The 19453-nt window shown below is 65.5% G+C and carries 17 protein-coding genes and 1 pseudogene; 11 read left to right on the top strand and 7 right to left on the bottom strand.

Annotated features, from left to right (window positions below; genetic code table 11):
- Nucleotides 1–2 precede the first annotated feature (2 nt).
- The 3 genes from ACR65W_RS15760 to htpG all read right to left on the bottom strand — a co-directional run bounded on the left by ACR65W_RS15760 (nt 3) and on the right by htpG (nt 4210).
- Nucleotides 3–878 (bottom strand): DUF4167 domain-containing protein, encoded by an 876-nt coding sequence (locus ACR65W_RS15760; protein WP_434498657.1) that lies wholly within the window; start codon nt 876–878, stop codon nt 3–5.
- A gap of 519 nt (nt 879–1397) precedes the next feature.
- A complete protein-coding gene (prmC, locus tag ACR65W_RS15765; protein ID WP_434498656.1) occupies nt 1398–2297 on the bottom strand; it encodes a peptide chain release factor N(5)-glutamine methyltransferase in 900 nt (299 codons plus the stop codon).
- A gap of 2 nt (nt 2298–2299) precedes the next feature.
- A complete protein-coding gene (gene htpG / locus ACR65W_RS15770) occupies nt 2300–4210 on the bottom strand; it encodes a molecular chaperone HtpG (protein WP_434498655.1) in 1911 nt (636 codons plus the stop codon).
- Nucleotides 4211–4686: 476 nt separating this feature from the next.
- Here htpG and ACR65W_RS15775 point away from each other — a divergent pair, with 476 nt between their 5' ends.
- Nucleotides 4687–5094, top strand: coding sequence for a DUF2794 domain-containing protein (locus ACR65W_RS15775; RefSeq protein WP_434498654.1), 408 nt, complete (start codon nt 4687–4689; stop codon nt 5092–5094).
- A gap of 36 nt (nt 5095–5130) precedes the next feature.
- Here the strand turns inward: ACR65W_RS15775 and ACR65W_RS15780 are convergent, their stop codons facing one another.
- Nucleotides 5131–6375, bottom strand: coding sequence for an NAD(P)/FAD-dependent oxidoreductase (locus ACR65W_RS15780; RefSeq protein ID WP_434498653.1), 1245 nt, complete (start codon nt 6373–6375; stop codon nt 5131–5133).
- A 92-nt stretch (nt 6376–6467) separates the two neighbouring features.
- Here ACR65W_RS15780 and purB point away from each other — a divergent pair, with 92 nt between their 5' ends.
- Nucleotides 6468–7811, top strand: coding sequence for an adenylosuccinate lyase (gene purB, locus ACR65W_RS15785; protein WP_434498652.1), 1344 nt, complete (start codon nt 6468–6470; stop codon nt 7809–7811).
- On the opposite strand, the gene ACR65W_RS15790 is transcribed toward purB, so the two are convergent.
- Nucleotides 7765–8145, bottom strand: coding sequence for a DUF2721 domain-containing protein (locus ACR65W_RS15790; protein ID WP_434498651.1), 381 nt, complete (start codon nt 8143–8145; stop codon nt 7765–7767). The two genes, purB and ACR65W_RS15790, sit on opposite strands and share 47 nt — an antisense overlap.
- 67 nt (nt 8146–8212) lie before the next feature.
- A pseudogene (locus ACR65W_RS15795) lies at nt 8213–8338 on the bottom strand (AAA family ATPase); the annotation flags it as partial.
- Nucleotides 8339–8428: 90 nt separating this feature from the next.
- Between ACR65W_RS15795 and ccmI the strand changes: the two are divergent.
- The 7 genes from ccmI (at nt 8429) to ACR65W_RS15830 (ending at nt 15346) form a co-directional block, all read left to right on the top strand.
- Nucleotides 8429–9544 (top strand): c-type cytochrome biogenesis protein CcmI, encoded by a 1116-nt coding sequence (gene ccmI / locus ACR65W_RS15800; RefSeq protein WP_434498650.1) that lies wholly within the window; start codon nt 8429–8431, stop codon nt 9542–9544.
- 61 nt (nt 9545–9605) lie between these two features.
- Nucleotides 9606–10043 carry a cytochrome c maturation protein CcmE gene (gene ccmE, locus ACR65W_RS15805; protein WP_434498649.1) on the top strand — a complete coding sequence of 146 codons (438 nt, stop codon included), beginning with the start codon at nt 9606–9608 and terminating at the stop codon, nt 10041–10043.
- Between the two features lie 190 nt (nt 10044–10233).
- On the top strand, nt 10234–12201 hold the full coding sequence (locus ACR65W_RS15810) for a heme lyase CcmF/NrfE family subunit (protein ID WP_434498648.1): 1968 nt from the start codon (nt 10234–10236) through the stop codon (nt 12199–12201).
- 128 nt (nt 12202–12329) lie between these two features.
- Entirely contained in the window at nt 12330–12800 is a 471-nt protein-coding gene (locus tag ACR65W_RS15815; RefSeq protein WP_434502795.1) for a cytochrome c-type biogenesis protein, read from the top strand.
- 94 nt (nt 12801–12894) lie between these two features.
- On the top strand, nt 12895–13146 hold the full coding sequence (locus ACR65W_RS15820; RefSeq protein ID WP_124738773.1) for a zinc-finger domain-containing protein: 252 nt from the start codon (nt 12895–12897) through the stop codon (nt 13144–13146).
- 13 nt (nt 13147–13159) lie between these two features.
- A complete protein-coding gene (locus ACR65W_RS15825) occupies nt 13160–14344 on the top strand; it encodes an FAD-dependent monooxygenase (protein ID WP_434498646.1) in 1185 nt (394 codons plus the stop codon).
- Nucleotides 14345–14722: 378 nt separating this feature from the next.
- Nucleotides 14723–15346 (top strand): transglutaminase-like cysteine peptidase, encoded by a 624-nt coding sequence (locus ACR65W_RS15830; protein ID WP_434498645.1) that lies wholly within the window; start codon nt 14723–14725, stop codon nt 15344–15346.
- Nucleotides 15347–15354: 8 nt separating this feature from the next.
- Here the strand turns inward: ACR65W_RS15830 and ACR65W_RS15835 are convergent, their stop codons facing one another.
- Nucleotides 15355–15885, bottom strand: coding sequence for a gamma carbonic anhydrase family protein (locus tag ACR65W_RS15835; protein ID WP_434494827.1), 531 nt, complete (start codon nt 15883–15885; stop codon nt 15355–15357).
- Nucleotides 15886–16097: 212 nt separating this feature from the next.
- On the opposite strand from ACR65W_RS15835, the gene ACR65W_RS15840 reads away from it, so the two are divergent.
- A complete protein-coding gene (locus ACR65W_RS15840) occupies nt 16098–17816 on the top strand; it encodes a heparinase II/III family protein (RefSeq protein WP_434498644.1) in 1719 nt (572 codons plus the stop codon).
- A 29-nt stretch (nt 17817–17845) separates the two neighbouring features.
- Complete coding sequence (purH, locus tag ACR65W_RS15845; RefSeq protein ID WP_434498643.1) at nt 17846–19438, top strand: bifunctional phosphoribosylaminoimidazolecarboxamide formyltransferase/IMP cyclohydrolase; 1593 nt, start codon at nt 17846–17848, stop codon at nt 19436–19438.
- Nucleotides 19439–19453 lie beyond the last annotated feature (15 nt).

Below are 19453 nucleotides of genomic sequence, written 5' to 3' on the forward strand. Positions count from 1 at the left end.
CCCTAGAACCGATCTGGCTCGAGCGGAAGTTCGCCCACCTGCGGCGCGTCATCGTCCCGTGCGCCGCCGGCGACGTCATCCATCGGCGGGCGCGGGCGCCGACGCCGGCGCGAGCTCAGATGATAATTGACTCCGCCCTCGTGTTCACGCGGCGCGTTCTCGCGCTCGAGAACGGGTTCCGCGCCCGCGCTCTCGCTGGGAACAGCGGCGGCGCGCGCCACTGGCGCGGTGATGAATGAGGGAAGCGCCGTCCCTGCTTCGCTCTCGGGCGCGTTGGCTTCGGGGCGCGGCTGGAAGCGTCGGTCGCGGCCGCGCTCATATCCCTGGTGACGAGGACGGTCGCCGCCCTCGGCGTTGCGGTCTCGGTTGAACTGCGGTCGTTCGTGCCGCTGCGGGCGTTCCGGACGCTCCGCGCGCTCGCCGGCCCGCATCTCGCCGATCGGGCGCTCCTCAAAGGGCTGAGGTTGCGGCTGGGGCTGGGGCTGCGCAAAATGCGGCTGCGGTTGCGGCGCGAAGGGCGGCGGCGGCTGGAAGGCCGGCGGCGGCAGCCGTTCGGCAAGCGGCGCGAAGCGGTCTGGAAGCGGGGCGAAATCGTCATCGTCCTCGGAGGTGTCGATTTCCGCTTCCAGCTGCGGGCGCCCATAGCCGTTGACTTGCTGCTGTTGCTGCGCGGCGGCGATCAGCCGGAAATAGTGCTCCGCATGCTGCAGCAGGCTCTCGGCCATGATCGTGTCGCCGGAGGACTGCGCGTCGCGCGCAAGCTGAAGATATTTTTCGGCGACATGCTGAGCCGTGCCGCGGATCTTCACGTCGGGGCCATTCGACTCATAGGATCGTGTAAGCGGATTGGGCCCTTTGCGGTTGCTCCGTCCGCGCATTCTCTTGTTTTGCCCTGGTCTCATCAAACTCCCCGAAATCTTGCTGCGCTCGGCCCCGCCTGCGCGGCGTTCCCAACAACGTCGCCGCTAAATTCCTTCGCCCGGCGCATGTGCCAACGGACAGGCGACAGCAATCCGTTTTCGGACCTCAAGCTTCGATAATGCTGTGCGCGAGTCGATTTTCCTCAAGTCGGCCGCAATCGGCGGCCCCACGTCGCTCTGCGCCAATTCCCCTCAGCGCAACTGCTAGATGCCCAACGCGACTGCATGCCTGCCTGCCGGATCGCAACGCTCCCGACAATCGAAGTGGTCTTCACTCCGGCGCTTTCATGTCGATTTCGACGTTGCTCCTGGCCGGTCGTTTCGGGCTTCCGTTCGCGAAGCGGAGCCAAAGCGTTCGAGTTTTCTCTCGACGTCGGCGATCGGCTGGACCTGGGATGACTATAGTGGAGGGGGTGGCCGCCAACAAGGCCGAGCGCGGCGAGACAGGCCAAAAAAGCGGTCACTGTCGCCAATATGTCACGGCCTTGACGGGTAAAGCCGCGCCGCGACAACCCTCTCGTGGCCGCCAATGTCGCGCGCCACACGGTCGATTTTGAAGCCCTGGGCCTCCAACAGCGCCGCGACGCTTGCAGCTTGATCGAAGCCGACCTCGAATACGACGACCGTGTCCTCGTCAATGAACCGCAGCAAGTCGCCGATGATCTCTCGATACCGCTCGAGCCCGTCGGAGCCGCCGTCGAGCGCCAGCGCCGGATCATGGAGCCGCACCTCAGGATCGAGCCCTGCGATGTCCCCAGTGCGCACATATGGAGGATTGGACACGATGAGGTCGAAACGCGCCTGGAGCGCCTCCGCCCAGCGGCCGCGCACAACCGCCGCGCGGTCTGACAGGCCGCAACGAGCGAGATTTGCGGCGGTGGCCGCGCAGGCGTCCTCCGAGAGATCGACGGCGACGGCGCGCGCGGCCGGAAGCTCGCTGAGAAGCGCGCAGGCGATAGCGCCCGAGCCGGCGCCGAGATCGAGAATGGAGAGCGGCGCGTCGCGCCTTTCCGCAACGAAGCGCAACGCCGTCTCCACCAGCGTTTCCGTGTCGGGCCGCGGATCGAGCACTGACGGCGCGACCGCGAGGTCGAGCGTCCAGAATCCGCGCTCTCCAAGAATGCGCGACACCGGCTCACGGGCGGCCCGTCGCGCCGCATAGCGGGAGAGGGCGCGCGCCTCCTCCTGAGAAAGCGGCGCGCGCGGCGTCATGGCGAGTTCGAGCCGCGTCAGCCCTGTGGCGGCGCGCAGCAGAACGCGCGCGTCCTCCTGCGCGTCGTCGACCCCGCAGGCGTCGAGATAGTCCGCAACTGTCGCGATCGCCTGGGCGCGCGTCAGCGGATCGCTCGTTGCGGCCTTCCTCGCGCCCAGACTCATCTCTACCCCCGGCTGGCGAGAAGCGTTGTCAGCCTTTTTGCGAAAGCCGCTGCGTCGATGGGATGCTCGCCGTCGGCGACGCGGGCGAGATCGAGCAGGAGGAGCTGTTCGTCGCGCGTCGCTTCGCGCCCCTTTGTGCGCAAGGCCGTCGCCAGCGCGACGATCGCTTCATGCCTCGGGTTGATCTCCAAAACCGGCTTTCCGAAGGCCGCCTGTTGTCCATGTTCGGCCAGAAGGCGGGACAATTGGCGATCAAATCCGGTATCGGGCGCCACTAGGCAAACGGCGCTGTCGGTCAGCCGCGTCGAGGCGCGCACGTCGTCGACATATTCGGCAAGCGTCTCCTTGAGGGCTGCAAGCAGGTCGGCGACGTCGGCGGGCGCCTCGGTGTCCGTCTTCGCCTCGTCGATGAGCGCGACCGCGTCGATGTCGGCCTGGCCCTGCGTGACGGATTTGAACGGCTTGCCCTCGTAGCCGAGCGCGCTCGTCACCCAGAAGGCGTCGACCGCATCGTCGAGAAGCAGCACTTCGACGCCTCTCGCGCGGAAGCCTTCAAGCTGCGGGCTGGCGCGCAGCCGCTTCATATCGTCGCCGACAAGATAATAGATCGCGGTCTGATTTTCCCTCAGATCGGCGACGTAATCCTTGAGCGTGCGGGTTTTTTCCTCGGATTTCGTCGAGGCGAAACGCGCAATTTCGAACAGAGCGTCGCGGCGGCTCGGGTCTTCATGCAGCCCCTCCTTGATCACCGAGCCGAAATTCTTCCACACGTCCGCGAATTTTTCCGGCTCGGCGTCGGCGAGCTTCTTGAGTTCCTGCAAAATGCGCGTCGCGATGGCCTTGCCGATCGCGCCGGCGACCGGGCTTTTCTGCACCATCTCGCGCGAGACATTGAGCGGAATGTCGGCGCTGTCGACGACGATGCGCATGAACCGCAGCCAGGCGGGCAGCAGCTCCATGTCGCGCGAGATCAGCACGCGCCGCACATACAGCTTGGATTTGCTCTTTCGCGCCGGGTCGAAGAGATCGAACGGCCGCGCCCCAGGAACAAAGGCGAGCACCGTATATTCGGTGCGTCCTTCGGCGCGCCAGTGGGCGATCAGCGCCGGCTCGTCCAGCTGCCCGGACAATTGCCGATAGAAGTCGACATATTGCTCCTGGGTGATTTCGGACTTGGGCTTCGTCCACAGGGCGACGCCTTCGGCGATCCGCCGGGGCTCTTCGCCGGGCGCCGCGATGAGATCAATCGGCGCGGCGATCGCGCCCGAGTGCTCGCGCACGACGCTTTCAATCCGCCAGCCGTCAAGAAATTCATCGCTCTCGGCGTTGAGATGCAAAGTGACGCGGGCGCCGACGGGGGGCGCCGCTTCGAGCGGCAGAGCCGCGATCTGATAGGAGCCCTTGCCGTCTGAACTCCACAGCCAGGCCTGATCCTCGCCGGCCCGCCGCGTCGCGACCTCGACGCGATCAGCGACCATGAAGGCGGAGTAGAAGCCAACGCCGAACTGGCCGATGAAGCCGGCGTCTTTCTCCTTGCCGAGTTTGTCGAGAAAGGCGCGCGTTCCCGAATTGGCGATGGTGCCAAGGGCGCTGATCAACTCCTCGCGCGACATGCCGACGCCATTGTCGGCGATCGTCAGCGTGCGCTTTTCCTGATCGAGTGAGATCGTGACCAGCGGCGCGGCGGCTTGCGCGGCGAGTTTTTCGTCGGAAAGCGCCTCGTAACGCAGCTTTTCGCAAGCGTCGGCGGCGTTCGAGACGAGTTCGCGCAGAAAGATGTCGCGCTCCGAATAGACAGAGTGCGTCATCAGCTCGAGCAGGCGCGCGACGTCGGCCTCAAAACCGAAATCGGCGGCGGTTTGCGGATCGGCGGCGGGAGCCGCGGCGGCGACGGATGCGGCGTCGTCGGTCATGTTCTCTCCGATGAAAAGAAAAAGAGAATGCGCGTCGCGGTCGATGCGACGGCGGCTCTTGAGTTCGTCATTGTTGCGGTTTTTTGCAAGAGCCTCGGCGGCGGGGCGCCGCCACGGGGCCGCTAAAGGCGGCTATGGCGACCCGCTAAAGCTAGACGAGCCGGCGCGGGAGCGAAACTCCCGGCCGGCCCGACCATCGCCACGACCTCTATCTCTCGCAACCACACGCTTCGGGGGGCTGGGGGGCTGACGAAACCGAAAACGCGTGGCCCCGAGCTGTCGAGGCAATGAACTTCATTTTGGGCGGCGCGTTTGGCTGGCAAGGGGCGCCAAGTCGGCGAAAGTATGATTCTTCCCAGCCAAATCTTATCAGAGCGCAAGGACGCGAAGAATCTCGTCGTAAACCAGTCATTAAGTCTTGCCCGGCGCATCCTTGCGGGCCAACATGGTTAAGAGAGATCGAGGAGAGCGGACGCATGGCGGAGTCGGAGACGACGGAGCCCAGCCGGGTTCGACCCGCGCTCGTCGTCGTGAACGGCGCTTCGCCGGACGCGGCGCAGGCCCGGGGAGACAAGCGCGGCGCGGCGGTTTCGTTCAGCCGCCCCGAACTCAACGTCATCTTCAATGTTTATGGAGCGAAAGTCGCGCAGGGGGAGTGGCGCGACTATGCGATCGACTTCACGCCGGCGAAGGCCGTGTTCTCGATTTTTCGGCGCGCGAGCGAAGCGCCGCTGTATCGAATCGAAAAGGATCCTGCGCTTTCGCGTCGGCAGGGCGCGTATGCCGTGATCGCAGCGACAGGGCTTGTGCTTCGGCGCGGACATGATCTCGCGCGCGTCGTGCGCGTTTTGGACCGCGCCTTAAGGCTCGTCGGCGCCGAATAGGCTCGCGAGAATCCCACAAAACCGCGCGCGGAAAGATCAGAAGCGATCGGCGCGATAGGGCGTCGGATCGATGAAGGGTTGTTCGCCCGTCATCATGTCGGCGAGGAGCCGGCCGGAAACCGGCCCAAGCGTCAGCCCATGATGCGCATGGCCGAAATCGAACCATAGTCCGCGATGACGCGGCGCCGGACCAACGATCGGCAGCATGTCCGGCAGGCAGGGCCGCGCGCCGCGCCAGGGTTCCGGGTCGAGCCGTTCGGCGAGCGGAAACAATCGGCGCGCCGCCGGTTCGCAAACCTCGATCTGCACCGGCGTCGGCGGCGCGTCGCGGCGGGCGAATTCGGCGCCGCTCGTCAGCCGGACCCCGCGGCGCATCGGCGCCAAAAGATAACCGACGTCGGCGTCGAGGATCGGATGATTGAGCCTTGCGCCGTCTTTTGCAGCGTAATGCATGTGATAGCCGCGCTTCCAGCCAAGCGGAATGCGGTAGCCGAGCGGCCCATAAACAAAATCCGACCAGGGGCCGAGCGCCGCCACCGCCGCGCCCGCGACGAGCGGCCCGTTCGCCGTCTCGACGCGCCAACGCCCATCCGGCTCTTGCGAAAGGCTGCGCGCGTCTCCGGAAAGGAACTGGCCGCCGCGTGAGACAAACAGATCGGCGTAGGCTTTCGAGAGCGCGGCGGGATCGATGATCGCGGCGGTGTCACGGTAATGGATACCGCCCATGATCGGGGCGAGATCGGGCTCCAGCGAAGCGACTCCGGCGGCGTCGAGCGTATCAATATGTAAGCCATAGGCGCGCAGCCGCTCGGCGTCGGCGAGGCCATGCGCCAGAGTCGCCTCCCCGCGATGCAGCTTGATCCAGCCGGTCCTGCGCAACAGCTCGCCGGCGCCTGCCTGCTGGATCAGCGCCTCATGCTCGCTCAGGCTGTGTTCGATCAGCGGGCGCCGCGCTTCGATATTCCGCCGCACCCGTTCAGGCGCGCTCTCGCGCCAATAGCGCAGGAGCCATGGCCCCACCGCCGGCAGCGCTGAGACGTGGTAATGCGCCTCAGGGAGAAGGTTCAGCGCATATTTGATAAGTTTCGCCGGATCGCGCGGGAACAGATAGGGGATGAGCGACGAACGTTCGATCAAGCCGGCGTTGCCAAAGCTCGTCTCCTGTCCCACCGCGCCAGTGCGATCGATGAGCGCGACGTCACGGCCGCGCGCCTGCAGATGCAGCGCGGCGCTGACGCCGACGATCCCCGCGCCAAGAACGACGACATCCGTCGATTGCATGATTCCTCCCACCTGATCAGCCCATATATGGACTTTGATGCAACGCGCATGCTAGGCGCCTCTCTCTTCCTCAAATTTTCAAGGCGCGCCGGATGATCCCCCGCTATTCCAGACCCGAGATGACCGTGATTTGGGAGCCGCAGACGCGGTTTCGCATCTGGTTCGAGATCGAGGCCTACGCCTGTGACGCGCTCGCCGAGATCGGCGTCATCCCCCGGGAGAGCGCCAAGGCGATCTGGGACAAAGCGGATTTCGTCACCTTCGACGTCGCGCGAATCGACGAGATCGAACGGGTGACGAAGCATGACGTGATCGCCTTTTTGACCCATCTCGCCGAATTCATCGGCGCCGAGTCGCGTTTCGTTCATCAGGGCATGACGTCTTCGGACGTGCTCGACACCTGTCTTGCCGTGCAATTGTCGCGCGCCGCGGATCTGCTGATCGCCGACGTCGACGCGCTGCTGTCGGCGCTCAAGACGCGCGCCTTTGAGCATAAATACACGCCGACGATCGGACGCTCGCACGGCATTCACGCCGAGCCGACGACGTTCGGGCTGAAACTGGCCCAGGCCTACGCCGAATTCACCCGCGCGCGGGAGCGGCTCGTCCAGGCGCGCCGGGAAATTTCGACCTGCGCGATTTCTGGCGCCGTCGGCACTTTCGCCAATATTGATCCGCGCGTCGAAGACTATGTGGCGCATAAGATGGGGCTGACCGTCGAACCGATCTCGACGCAGGTCATTCCGCGCGATCGCCACGCGGCGTTTTTTGCGACGCTCGGCGTCGTGGCGTCGTCCGTCGAACGGCTCGCCATCGAAGTCCGTCATCTTCAGCGCACCGAGGTGCTCGAGGCGGAGGAATATTTTTCAGCTGGGCAGAAGGGCTCTTCCGCCATGCCGCATAAGCGCAATCCGGTGCTGACCGAAAATCTGACCGGCCTTGCGCGTCTCGTGCGCGCCATGGCGATTCCGGCGATGGAAAACGTCGCGCTCTGGCACGAGCGCGATATTTCGCATTCTTCGGTCGAGCGTATGATCGGGCCCGACGCGACGGTGACGTTGGACTTCGCGCTGGCGCGCTTGACGAGCGTGATTGAAAATCTCGTCGTCTACCCGGAAAATATGCGCAAGAATCTAGAGAAGCTCGGTGGGCTCATTCATTCGCAGCGCGTGCTTCTGGCGCTGACGCAAAAAGGCGTCTCGCGCGAGGACGCCTACGCCATGGTGCAGCGAAACGCCATGCCAGTTTGGCATAGGGCGTTCGAAGGACGCCCGTCGCAAGAAAATAATCTGGAAGGGGATTTCCGTACACTGCTTGGGCAGGACAAGGACGTAAGCGCGAAACTATCGCCGGCGGAGTTGGACGCGCTGTTCGACCTCTCGTACCACTTCAAACATGTGGATACGATTTTCGCGCGGGTCTTTGGGGAGGCTTAGCGCCGCCGCTAATCTCCAGATATCCAAGCTGCAATTCTCTCGCGAAGGCGATCAGCGCGGCGGTGAAGAGCGCCATCGCCAGGGCGAACAGCAACCCCGCGCCATACTCATGGCGCACATGGAAAAATGCCGCCGCAAAACTGAGGATCACGAGAAGGCTCGTCACGATGCAGCTCGCCACGCCCCAGTAAATGGCGTGATGCATCAGCTGGCCGCGCTTTCTGAGGATTGGCAGTTCAGCTTTCACATCGGCGTATTCGGCGCCAGTGACCTGCGAGATCAAAGCTGTTCGATCGATGGCGTGTTGGTGATGAGTATGAGGGTCTCGAAGCATGAGGTCTCGCACGACGGGATCCAGCGCAGTTCCGATTAGGCGCGCCCGTCAGTCAAGCCTTACCGTGACGGGCGGCGAGATAGAGGCTGGACTTGCCGGCGCCATTGGCGCCAGTCACGACGGTGAGGCGCCCCGGCGCAAGGACCAGATCGCGAATGGATCGATAGCCGGAAATCGCGAGCCGCGTGATCACGCTGCCTCCCTGGCGGCAATATCGATGGACGGGCGTGAACGGGCAATGGCCGCCCTTCCAATAGGGAGCGCAAAGCCTTAAAGAGCGGGCATGATCTGGCTTATATTCGCCTTGCTGACCGGCGCCGCGGTGATGGCGGTGCTGGCGCCGCTCGCCATGCGGAATGGGGCGCAGGATGAAAGCGCCGCCGACGTCGCCTTTTTCGAGGAGCAGATCGCCGAAATCGAGCGCGAGCGCGAGGAAGGGCGCCTCGACGCGGCGGACGCGGGAGCCGCGAAGACCGAGGCGGCGCGGCGGCTGTTGCGCGCGGAAGCCGCGCCAAAGGCGAGGGTCATCGCCTCGCGCAAACTCGCGCTCGCCGCGGCGCTCGCGGCTATCGTGGTCATCCCCGCCGTCGCGCTGATGCTTTATGCGCGGCTCGGCCATTCCGACATGCCGGACATGCCGCTGACGGCGCGGCTCGACTCCGCGCCGGACCGCAATGACCTCTCCGGCGCCGTCGCGCGCATCGAACAGCATTTGCGCGAGCATCCCGAAGACGGCCGCGGCTTCGAAGTCATCGCGCCATATCTGCTGCGCACGGGGCGCGGCGAAGACGCCGTCCACGCCTATTCGGAAGCGCTGCGACTTTTGGGCGCAACCGCGGCGCGACATGCGGCGCTTGGAGAAGCGCGCGTCGTCGTCGCTCAAGGCGTGGTGACGCCGCAAGCCAGGAAGGATTTCGAGGCCGCGCTCGCGCTCGACCCTTCAGCGCCAGAGGCGCAGTATTATCTTGGACTCGCCGCGGCGCAGGCCGGCGAAAAGGAAAAAGCGATCGCAATCTTTTCCAAGATGGCCGCTGACGCGCCGGCCGACGCCGCTTATCTGAAGGCGGTCAACGCCCAGCTCGCCATTCTGCGCGGCGAGGCGAACCCGCCGGTCGTCGCGCGCGGGCCGTCGAGCGAGCAGGGTAAAGCGATCGCGGCGATGCCCGCCGATCAGCGTCAGGAGATGATCCGCGGCATGGTGGATCGTCTTGCCTCGCGGCTCGAGTCCAAGGGCGACGACGTCGAAGGATGGCTAAAGCTCATTCGCGCCTATAGCGTCCTCGCCGAGACAGAAAAGGCGAAGAAGGCGGTGACCGAGGCGCGCAAGGCGCTCGCCAGCAGGCAAGACGATGTCGCCCGCATCGAGGCGCTGGCGAAGGAATTGAACATCGGGGGCTGAGGCGACGTTTCGCCTCTTCGCGAGAGCGGCCATATGAGGCCGCATGGGAGCGTTCTGAATAATGACGCGTAAGGGAAAGCGGCTGACGTTGATTGCCGGAGCGATGGCCGTTCTCGGCCTCGCCGCCGGGCTTATGCTGTTCGCGCTGCGCGACAATATCGTATTCTTCTACACGCCGTCGGAGCTTGCGAAGAAGCAAACGGCCGCCGGCGCGCGGCTGCGCATCGGCGGACTGGTGAAGGAAGGCACGGTGGTCAAGAAGGGCCAAGATGTGCGCTTCACTGTCACCGACAAGACGAGCGATCTTACGGTGTCCTACACGGGCCTCCTGCCGGATCTCTTCCGCGAAGGGCAGGGCGTCGTCGTCGATGGCGTGCTGCAACCTGACGGCGCCTTTCGCGCCGACAGCGTGCTGGCCAAGCACGACGAACGCTACATGCCGCGCGACGTCGCCGACGCCTTGAAAAAGCAGGGCGTCTGGCAGGGGGAGACGAAGTGAGCGTGCGCGCGCCTCAAGAAAATTCGCGTCAACCCTCTCCCATCGGGAGAGGGTGGCCGCGCAGCGGCCGGGAGAGGGGTTGCGGCGCTGAACGTCAGGGCGGCGAAAGACGCCGAAGACTCTTGCCCCTCACCCCGGTCCTTTGGACCGACCCTCTCCCCTTGGGAGAGGGTATTGGCGCGAGCCTCGCATGATCGTTGAAACCGGACATTACGCGCTCGTTCTGGCCCTCGCCCTGGCGTTGGCGCAATTCGCCATCCCCTTCATTGGCGCTCGCTTGAATGACGCCGCGCTGATGCGCGTCGCGCGCCCCGCGGCGATCACGCAATTCCTATTCGTCGCGCTCTCCTATGGCGCGCTGACCTACGCCCATGTCGTTTCCGACTTCTCGCTCGTCAACGTGATCGAGAATTCCCATTCGCTGAAGCCCTTCATCTATAAAATCTCGGGCGTCTGGGGGAACCACGAAGGCTCAATGCTTCTGTGGGTGCTCGTTCTCTCGCTGTGCGGCGCGCTGATCGCGATTTTCTCGAACGCGATGACCGACCGGCTGCGCGCCGACGCGCTCGCCGTGCAAGGGCTGCTCGGCGCGGCCTTTCTTCTTTTCATCCTGCTCACCTCAAATCCGTTCGCGCGCGTCGCGCCGGCGCCGTGGGAGGGCCGCGATCTCAATCCGATCCTGCAGGACCCGGGCCTCGCGATCCATCCGCCGCTGCTCTATCTCGGCTATGTCGGCTTTTCGATCGTGTTCTCCTTCGCCGCCGCCGCGCTCATTGGCGGACGCATCGACGCCGGCTGGGCGCGAGTCATTCGCCCCTGGACTCTCTTCGCCTGGATCGCGCTGACGCTCGGCATCGCGATGGGATCGTACTGGGCCTATTACACGCTCGGCTGGGGCGGCTTCTGGTTCTGGGACCCGGTCGAGAACGCCTCGCTGATGCCCTGGATCGCCGGCACGGCGCTCGTGCACAGCGCCGCCGTGATGGAAAAGCGTGAGGCGCTGAAGGTCTGGACGATCTTTCTCGCGATCCTCGCCTTCTCGCTGTCTCTGCTCGGCACCTTCCTGGTGCGCTCCGGCGTGCTGACGTCAGTGCATGCCTTCGCCAGCGATCCCGACCGCGGCGTGTTCATCCTCGCCATTCTCGTCTTTTTCATCGGCGGCGCTCTTGCGCTCTTTGCGCTGCGGGCCGGCGCGCTGCCCGTCGGCGGCCTGTTTTCGCCGATCTCACGGGAAGGCGCGCTCGTCCTCAACAATCTGCTGCTTTCGGCGTGCTGCGCCACCGTCGTCGTCGGCACGCTCTATCCGCTGGCGCTGGAAGCGATCACCGGCGAGAAGATTTCCGTCGGCGCGCCGTTCTTCAACACCGTGCTGATTCCCATCGCACTGCCGCTCGCCTTGTTGATGCCGATCGGCCAGATGCTGTCCTGGAAGCGCGGCGATCTTGCCGCCGCCTTGCAGCGGCTGCGCATCGCCTTCATTGTCGGCGTCGTCGCGACGGCCGCGTTCGGCGCGTGGTACGGAACGCCGTTTCTCTCGATCGCTGCCGCCGGCGTCGCGATCTATCTCGTCGTCGGCGCCTTGAGCGATCTCGCGCTGCGCGTGCGGGGGACCTCCGGACGCGCGAGCTTCAAGCGGCTCGCCGGCTTGCCGCTTTCGGCCTTCGGCACGTCGATCGCTCATGCCGGCATGGGGCTGACGCTGCTTGGCCTCGCCGCGACCGGCTGGGGCGTCGAAACCATCGTCGCGATGAAGCCCGCGAGCTTCTACGATGTCGGTCCCTATCAGATCGGCATTGAATCTGTTTCGCCGCGCCAGGGACCGAATTATTCGGAAGTCTATGCGGTGATGGCGGTGCGCAAGGATGGCGCGACGCTCGCGACGATCGAGCCGGCGAAGCGCTTCTATCAGGCGCGGCGCATGGCGCGCTCGGAGGCGGGGATCGTCACGCTTGGGCTCGGGCAGGTCTATGCGGCGATCGGCGAGTCGCATGAGGACGGAACGATTGACGCGCGGCTGTACTGGAAGCCGCTCGTGACGCTGATCTGGATCGGCGCGCTGGTCATGGCCTTCGGCGGCGCGCTGTCGCTCGCCGACCGGCGTCTGCGCATCGGCGTCGCCCGCCGCGCCGCCGCGCCAGCCCTGGAGCCCGCGGAATGAGCGTCGAAGCCCCCTCCCTGTCCCTCCCCCGCTGTCGCGGGAGAGGGGACCCTAACGATCGGTATTTGTCGGATGGCGAGAAATCGCCGAATCTTGCTCCCTCTCCCGCGAAGCGGGGGAGGGTTGGGGTGGGGGTCTTCATCGCGCTCGTTATCTTCCCCCTGACGGCCCATGCCGTCACGCCCGGCGAAAGGCTTGCCGATCCGGCGCTCGAAGCGCGAGCGCGGGCGATCACCACCGAGCTGCGCTGCCTCGTCTGCCAGAACCAGTCGATCGACGATTCCGACGCCTCGCTCGCCAAGGATTTGCGCGTGCTCGTGCGCGAGAAGCTTAAGGAGGGGATGAGCGACGCGCAGGTGCGCGAATTCGTCCATGCCCGCTATGGCGACTTCGTGCTGCTGCGCCCGCCGGTGAAGCCCGGCACGCTGCTACTCTGGGCCGCGCCGCTGATCGCGCTGCTCGCGGGCGCCGCCGCCATCTGGATGGCGGCGCGGCGACGGGCAGGCTTCCCCGCCACGCCCGCCAAGGCGCTCAGTGAAGAAGAGCGCGCGCGACTGAAAACTCTGGGCGTCTCGGACTTGGAAAGGCCCAAGAGCTAAACCCCCAAGAGCTAAACCCCTATCCAACGCACGCCCGCTGGATTATAGGGGCGGGACAGTTCCCGCCGCCCCGGCGCCTCTCAAGGAGCGGATCATGGCCCAGCATTACACGCCCCATTTCCACAATCAGCCCGGCGTCGCGCAGATCAGGATCGGGGCCAAGGAATTCATGTGCATCGGGGCGCTCCCGCCCTTCGACCATCCGCATGTCTATCTCGACATGGGCGCGGGGTCGGAGGCGATCTGCCCCTATTGCTCGACGCATTACGTCTACGACGCGACGCTGCGCGGCGGCGCCGACCCGGCCGAATGCGTCTATCGCATCTCTGAAGACACCGCCGCCTGATAGAAGATCGCGGGTGAACGCGCCGATCGTCATCGCCGGCGCAGGCATTGGCGGCCTCGCCGCGGCTCTGTCGCTGGCGCGCGCCGGCAAGCGTGCGCTGGTGCTCGAGCGCGCTGCTCGGATCGAGGAGGTCGGCGCGGGACTGCAGATCGCGCCGAACGCCGGGCGCATCCTCGCCAAGCTCGGGCTCGAGCCGGCGCTCGCCGGCGTCGCTCTGGAGCCCGAGGCCATCAATATCCGCCGCGGGCGGGACGGCGCCATTCTGGCGCGCCTTGATCTTTCCGCCGCGAGGACCCGCTGGGGCGCGCCGTTTCGGCTTTTCCACCGCGCCGACCTGCAGGGCGCGCTGCTGCAGGCGGCGCTGGACAATCCGCAGACTCATGTCCGCGCCGGCGCTCGCGTCGGCGATTTCGAAGCGACCGCCCGAGGCGTTCGCATTCGCGTGCATACCCAGGACGGCGTCGAGGAAATCGAGGCGGCGGGCCTGATCGGCGCCGACGGCGTGCGCTCGAGCGTGCGCGGCCATCTCGTCCCGTCCGAGCGCGACGCGCCCGCCTATTCCGGCTGCGTCGCCTGGCGCGCGACGCTGCCCGCCGAGAGCGTTCCGGCGGCGCTGCGCGTGCGCGCGTCCAATCTCTGGCTGCTGCCGGGCGCTCATGTCGTGCACTATCCGCTGCGCGACGCGTCAATGATCAACGCCGTCGTCATCCTCGAAGAGCCGCCGGAGGCCGAGGACGCCGCTTCAAGCCTGTCGCTTGACGGCGCGGCGCTCGCGCGCCGACTCGCGCCGCGTAAACTCGCGGCAGAACTGCGCGACTTGATCGAAGCCGGCGCCTCCTGGCGCCATTGGCCTTTGTTCACGCGGCCGGCGCTGGAACACTGGACGCAGGGACCGGTGACGCTCCTCGGCGACGCCGCGCATCCGATGGTCCCGTTTCTCGCGCAGGGCGCGGCGCAGGCGATCGAGGACGCTGACGCCCTGGGCGAAGCCTTCATGCGATTGGGCGCGACGGTGGAACCCGCCTTCGCCGCCTATGAGGGCGCAAGGCTTCCCCGCGCTGAGCGGGTCGTGCGCGTCTCGCGTCGCCAGGGCGGCTATTTCCATATGCGCGGATTGCCGGCTGCCGCCCGCAATCTCGCGATCCGCGCGCTCGGCGGCCCCGGCATGCTGGCCCGCAACGCCTGGCTTTATCGTTAGCGCACCCTCCTGGAGCGCGGCGTAAAGCTCTGTGACGATTTTGCGCTTCAAGAAAGGCGCGCCGTCACACCCGCTAAAATAATTTTCGCGCTGAACGGGCGCGTTAACCTGCGCTAAGGGCATATGTTAACCGGCGTTCCTCGAAGCTTAAACCGAAGCAATGCGCAGCGGGTCGCGTTGAAGCGCGTGCGCAACAAAACCGGCTAAGTTTCAACAGGCTATGAGATTGCATCCAATTTTACGCATTTCGATAGTCAAAAATTATACTTACTGCAGACCGATGAAAATCTGAACGCATTCGCGTAAAATGCGGCTGAAATACTTTCATCGACAGCAAAACAACAAAACTAACCTCGCCTCATGTCACGGAGGCGGGTTATGTTGGGCATCGTTAGCAAGGCGGTTGTGGCTCTCGGGATGGCGGGCGCGGCGCTTGTCGCCGTCAACGCAAAAAGTTTCGCCGGACCCGAAACCGCGACCTTCGCCACGCTCGGCCCGGAAACGAGCGTCCCCTACGGCTGGGTGGACTTCTGCCAGCGCTACCGGGGCGAATGCCAGAACGAGGAAACCGCGCCGCAGGAGGTCGAACTCACCGCCGCCGTTTTTCGCAAGATCGCGCGCGTCAACGCCTGGGTGAATGAGAATATCGCCCCGATCGCCGACGTCGATCACTGGGGCGCGGTCGATCAGTGGGATTATCCCAGCGACGGCAAGGGCGACTGCGAGGATTTCGCGCTTCTAAAGCGCCGCATGCTGATCGAGGAAGGCTTTCCCCGGCAGGCGCTGCTGCTCACGGTGGTGAAGGAGAAGAACGGCGACGGCCATTCGGTCCTGACGGTCAAGACCAACCGCGGCGAATTCGTGCTCGACAATCTTTCCAACGAGATGCGGCCCTGGACGCGCGCTCCCTATCGCTTCGTCAAGCGACAGTCGCAGCAAAATCAGAACGCCTGGGTGGCGATTGCCCCGGCGACCAGCGCCCCGCTGTATGTGTCGCGGTGAGGCCGCTTTCAGCCGATCAGCGTCAGCCCGCTCGCGTAGCGTTGGCCGTTCTCTACATAATGTTTCGCCGAGTCGAGATGGCGGTCGCGCGCCGCTTCGTCGAGCGTGCGGATCGCCTTGGCGGGGGAGCCGACGATCAGCGAAAAGTCCGGGAATTCCTTGCCTTCGGTCACCAGCGCATTGGCGCCGACGAGGCAGTTCGCGCCGATCTTCGCCCCGTTGAGGATTGTCGCCCCCATGCCGATCAACGTCGCTTCGCCGATGATGCAGCTATGCAGAATGACGCCATGGCCGATCGTGCAGTCCGGCCCGATGACGAGCGGAAAGCCCATGTCGGTGTGGAGAACGCTGTTTTCCTGAATATTGGTGCGGGCGCCGACCGTGATCCACTCATTGTCGCCACGCAGCACGCAGCCGAACCAGACATTGGCGTCCTCCTCCAGCGCGACGCGGCCGATGACATGCGCGCCTGGAGCCACGAAGAACCGGCCGGGGGCCGGAAGGCGCGGCGCGATTCCGTCGATCGTGTAAAGCGGCATGGGCGAAGCCTCCTAAAAAAGAGGCGCGACATTGCCATTTTCCCCCTTTCGCATGCAATGGCGTAGCGCCAAAGCCCGCGCGATCTCATTCGGAAGTCACGGAAATTTGGACTATAAGCGGACGGCGGGGTTTGATAGTGCCGGTCGGCGCGTTGCCGGTGGGGATCTATCGCGCGAAAGCCGCTGTCGGAGGACGCCCACTGAGCGCCATCATGTTGCGGGATCGGGTTCGGCTGGCCAGCGTTTCGGCGGCGCGGGCGGCGGGGGCCTTCGCGCGAGGCGCCGCCGCGCCCTATCATCTCATGAAGTCGATGGCGATCGCGCCGCCGGAGCGGCTGCGCATCGCGCCTCCCGACATCAGAACCACCGATTCGACCGTCGCCGACCAGATTTACGCCGGCTATTTCTCCTTCGACGGCAAAACCGTACAGGCGCGGGGCGTATCGCCTTTTCTGGTCGCCGCGCCTTCCGAATGCTGGCGGCGCTCCCTTGCAGGCTTCTCCTGGCTGCGGCATTTGCAGGCCTCGGACAACAGGGTGGCCCTGGCCACTGCGCAGGAGCTTGTCGCCGATTTTCTTTCGCTTCCGAAAATTCCGGCCGACGATCCGGCGATGGAGCCTGCCGTCGTGGCGCGGCGCCTCCTCTCATTTCTATCGCAATCGCCGACGCTGCTCGACGGCGCCGACGCCGATTTTTATGACGCGTTCATGCTGGCGCTCGCGCGCAACGCCCGGCTGTTGTGGCGGGCGCTGGCCGGCGATGGCGCGCGCGGCGCCGATCGCGCCTTCTGCGCCATCGCGCTTGCCGAATTCGCCGTCTGCGCGGACACTGGCCGCAAAATCGCCCCGCATGTGTCGCGCGCGCTCAGCGCGGAGCTCGACCGCCAGATCCTCATCGACGGCGGCCATGTCAGCCGCAATCCGCAGGTCGCGGTCGACCTGCTGCTCGATTTGTTGCCGCTGCGGCAGGTGATTGCGGCCCGCGGCCTGCAAACGCCGTCCGCCGTCCTGCGCGCCATCGACCGGATGATGCCGATGCTGCGCATGCTGCAGCATGGCGACGGCTCGCTGGCGCTGTTCAACGGCATGGGCGCGACGGCGCTGGACCGGCTGGCGAGCGCGCTCGCCCACGAGGACACGCGCGGCGCGCCGCCCGTCAACGCCCCATACGCCGGTTATCAGCGCATGGAGGCGGGCGACGCGCTCGTCCTCGTCGACGCCGGCGGGCCGCCGCCTTTCGAATTTTCCCTGTCCGCGCACGCGGGCAGCCTGTCTTTCGAATATTCGCTTGGAATCGAGCGGGTCGTCGTCAATTGCGGCGCTCCTTCGGCGCCGCATCTCGACGCCCGTGAGCTGGCGCGCGCCACCGCCGCGCATTCGACGCTTGTCCTCGGCGACCGCTCCAGCGCCCGCATCGCGCCACAGAGCGCGCCGCGCCGGCGCGCCGGGCGCGTTCTTGGCGGCCCGCGCAACACGGCGGTCGAGCGCCGCCGTCTCGACGGCGAGACGACGCTCCTTTTGTCGCATGACGGCTATGTGCGCGAATTCGGCCTTGTCCATCAGCGTGAACTGACCCTTCCGGCCGATGGCGCCGCGCTCCTCGGAGTCGATCGGCTCATCGCTGCGGAGCGCGGCGGAAGTCATGCGCAAGCGAGCGACTTCGCCCTGCGCTTTCACATTCATCCGCGCGTGCGCATCGCGCCGAACGCCGATGGCGCAATCGAGCTCACGCTCGCCGATGGCGAACTCCTCATCTTTGAAGCGCAAGACCTGACGCCCGAAATCGAAGACAGTATTTTCTTCGCCGCGCCCGGCGGCGCGCGCAAATGCGCGCAAATCATTTTGCGAGGGGCGGCGGCTCCTGGGGCCGAGATCGCTTGGAGCTTCCGGCGGCGCGCCGGCGAGCAAGTTCCTCCCGGCGGCAAGGTGTGATAAGCGCGGCGCCAGTTTAGGAGTATGCAATGCCCGTCGATTTGCGCCACGTGGCGCGCGCGCTGATTTCCGTTTCCGACAAAACCGGCCTCGTCGAGTTTGCGCGCGTTCTGGCGACGCATGGCGTGGAGCTTGTCTCCACCGGCGGCACGCGCAAAGCGCTCGCCGAGGCGGGTCTCGCGGTTCGCGATGTGGCCGATCTCACGCAGTTTCCGGAGATGATGGACGGAAGGCTGAAGACTCTGCATCCCAAGGTGCATGGCGGCCTTCTGGCGATCCGCGAGAATCCCGAACATGAAGCGGCGATGCTCGCGCATGACATCCGGCCGATCGATCTGCTCGTCGTCAATCTCTACCCCTTCGAGTCGGCGCTGGCGAAAGGCGCGCCGTACGAAGAATGCGTTGAAAACATCGACATCGGCGGGCCGGCGATGATCCGCGCCGCGTCGAAGAATCACGACGACGTCGCCGTCGTGGTCGATCCCGATGATTACGCCGTGCTCATCGAGGAACTCGCGGCGACGAAGGGCGCAACGCGGCTCGCGACGCGTCGACGGCTGGCGCAGAAGGCGTTCGCGCGGACCGCCGCCTATGACGCCGCGATTTCCAATTGGCTCGCGCAGCAGCTTGGCGAAGCCTCGCCGCCGCTACGCGCCTTCGGCGGACGACTCGCCGAGCCGATGCGCTACGGCGAAAACCCGCATCAATCCGCGGGCTTCTATCTCACCGGCGAGAAGCGGCCGGGCGTCGCCACGGCGCGCCAGATTCAGGGCAAGCAGCTCTCGTACAACAACGTCAATGATACCGACGCAGCCTTCGAATGCGTGGCGGAATTCGATCCGGCGCGGACCTCGGCCGTCGTCATCGTCAAACACGCCAATCCTTGCGGCGTCGCCGAAGGCGCGACTCTTGTCGACGCCTACGCCAAGGCGTTGCGCTGCGATCCGATGTCCGCCTTCGGCGGCATCGTCGCGCTCAATCGCAAGCTCGACGCCGAAGCGGCGCGCGAGATCGTCAAGATCTTCACCGAGGTGATCATCGCGCCAGACGCCGACGAAGAGTCGATTTCGATCATCGGCGCCAAGAAGAATCTGCGCCTGCTGTTGACCGGCGGCGTTCCAGATGCGCGCGCGGCCGGCTTGACCTATCGCTCGGTTTCGGGCGGCTTTCTCGCGCAATCGCGCGACTGCGCCGTCGTCGACGAGATGAATCTGCAGGTTGTGACGAAGCGCGAACCGACGGCCGAGGAGCTCGCGGATCTCAAATTCGCCTTCCGCGTCGTGAAACACGTCAAGTCGAACGCTATCGTCTACGCGAAGGGAGCCGCCACGGTGGGAATCGGCGCCGGGCAAATGTCGCGCGTCGACTCATCGCGCACCGCCGCGCATAAGGCGCAGGAGGCCGCGCGCGCGGCGGGGTTGACGACAAGTCTCGCGAAAGGGGCCGTCGTCGCTTCCGACGCTTTCTTTCCCTTTGCGGACGGACTATTGGCGGCGGCTGAGGCAGGCGTGACGGCCGTCATCCAGCCCGGCGGCTCTATGAATGATAAGGACGTCATCGCCGCGGCGGACGAGCAGGGTCTCGCCATGGTTTTCACCGGCGTGCGCCACTTCCGACACTAGCAATACGGCGGGCGA

This window comes from Methylocystis sp. (assembly GCF_051062815.1).
Lineage (GTDB): Bacteria > Pseudomonadota > Alphaproteobacteria > Rhizobiales > Beijerinckiaceae > Methylocystis.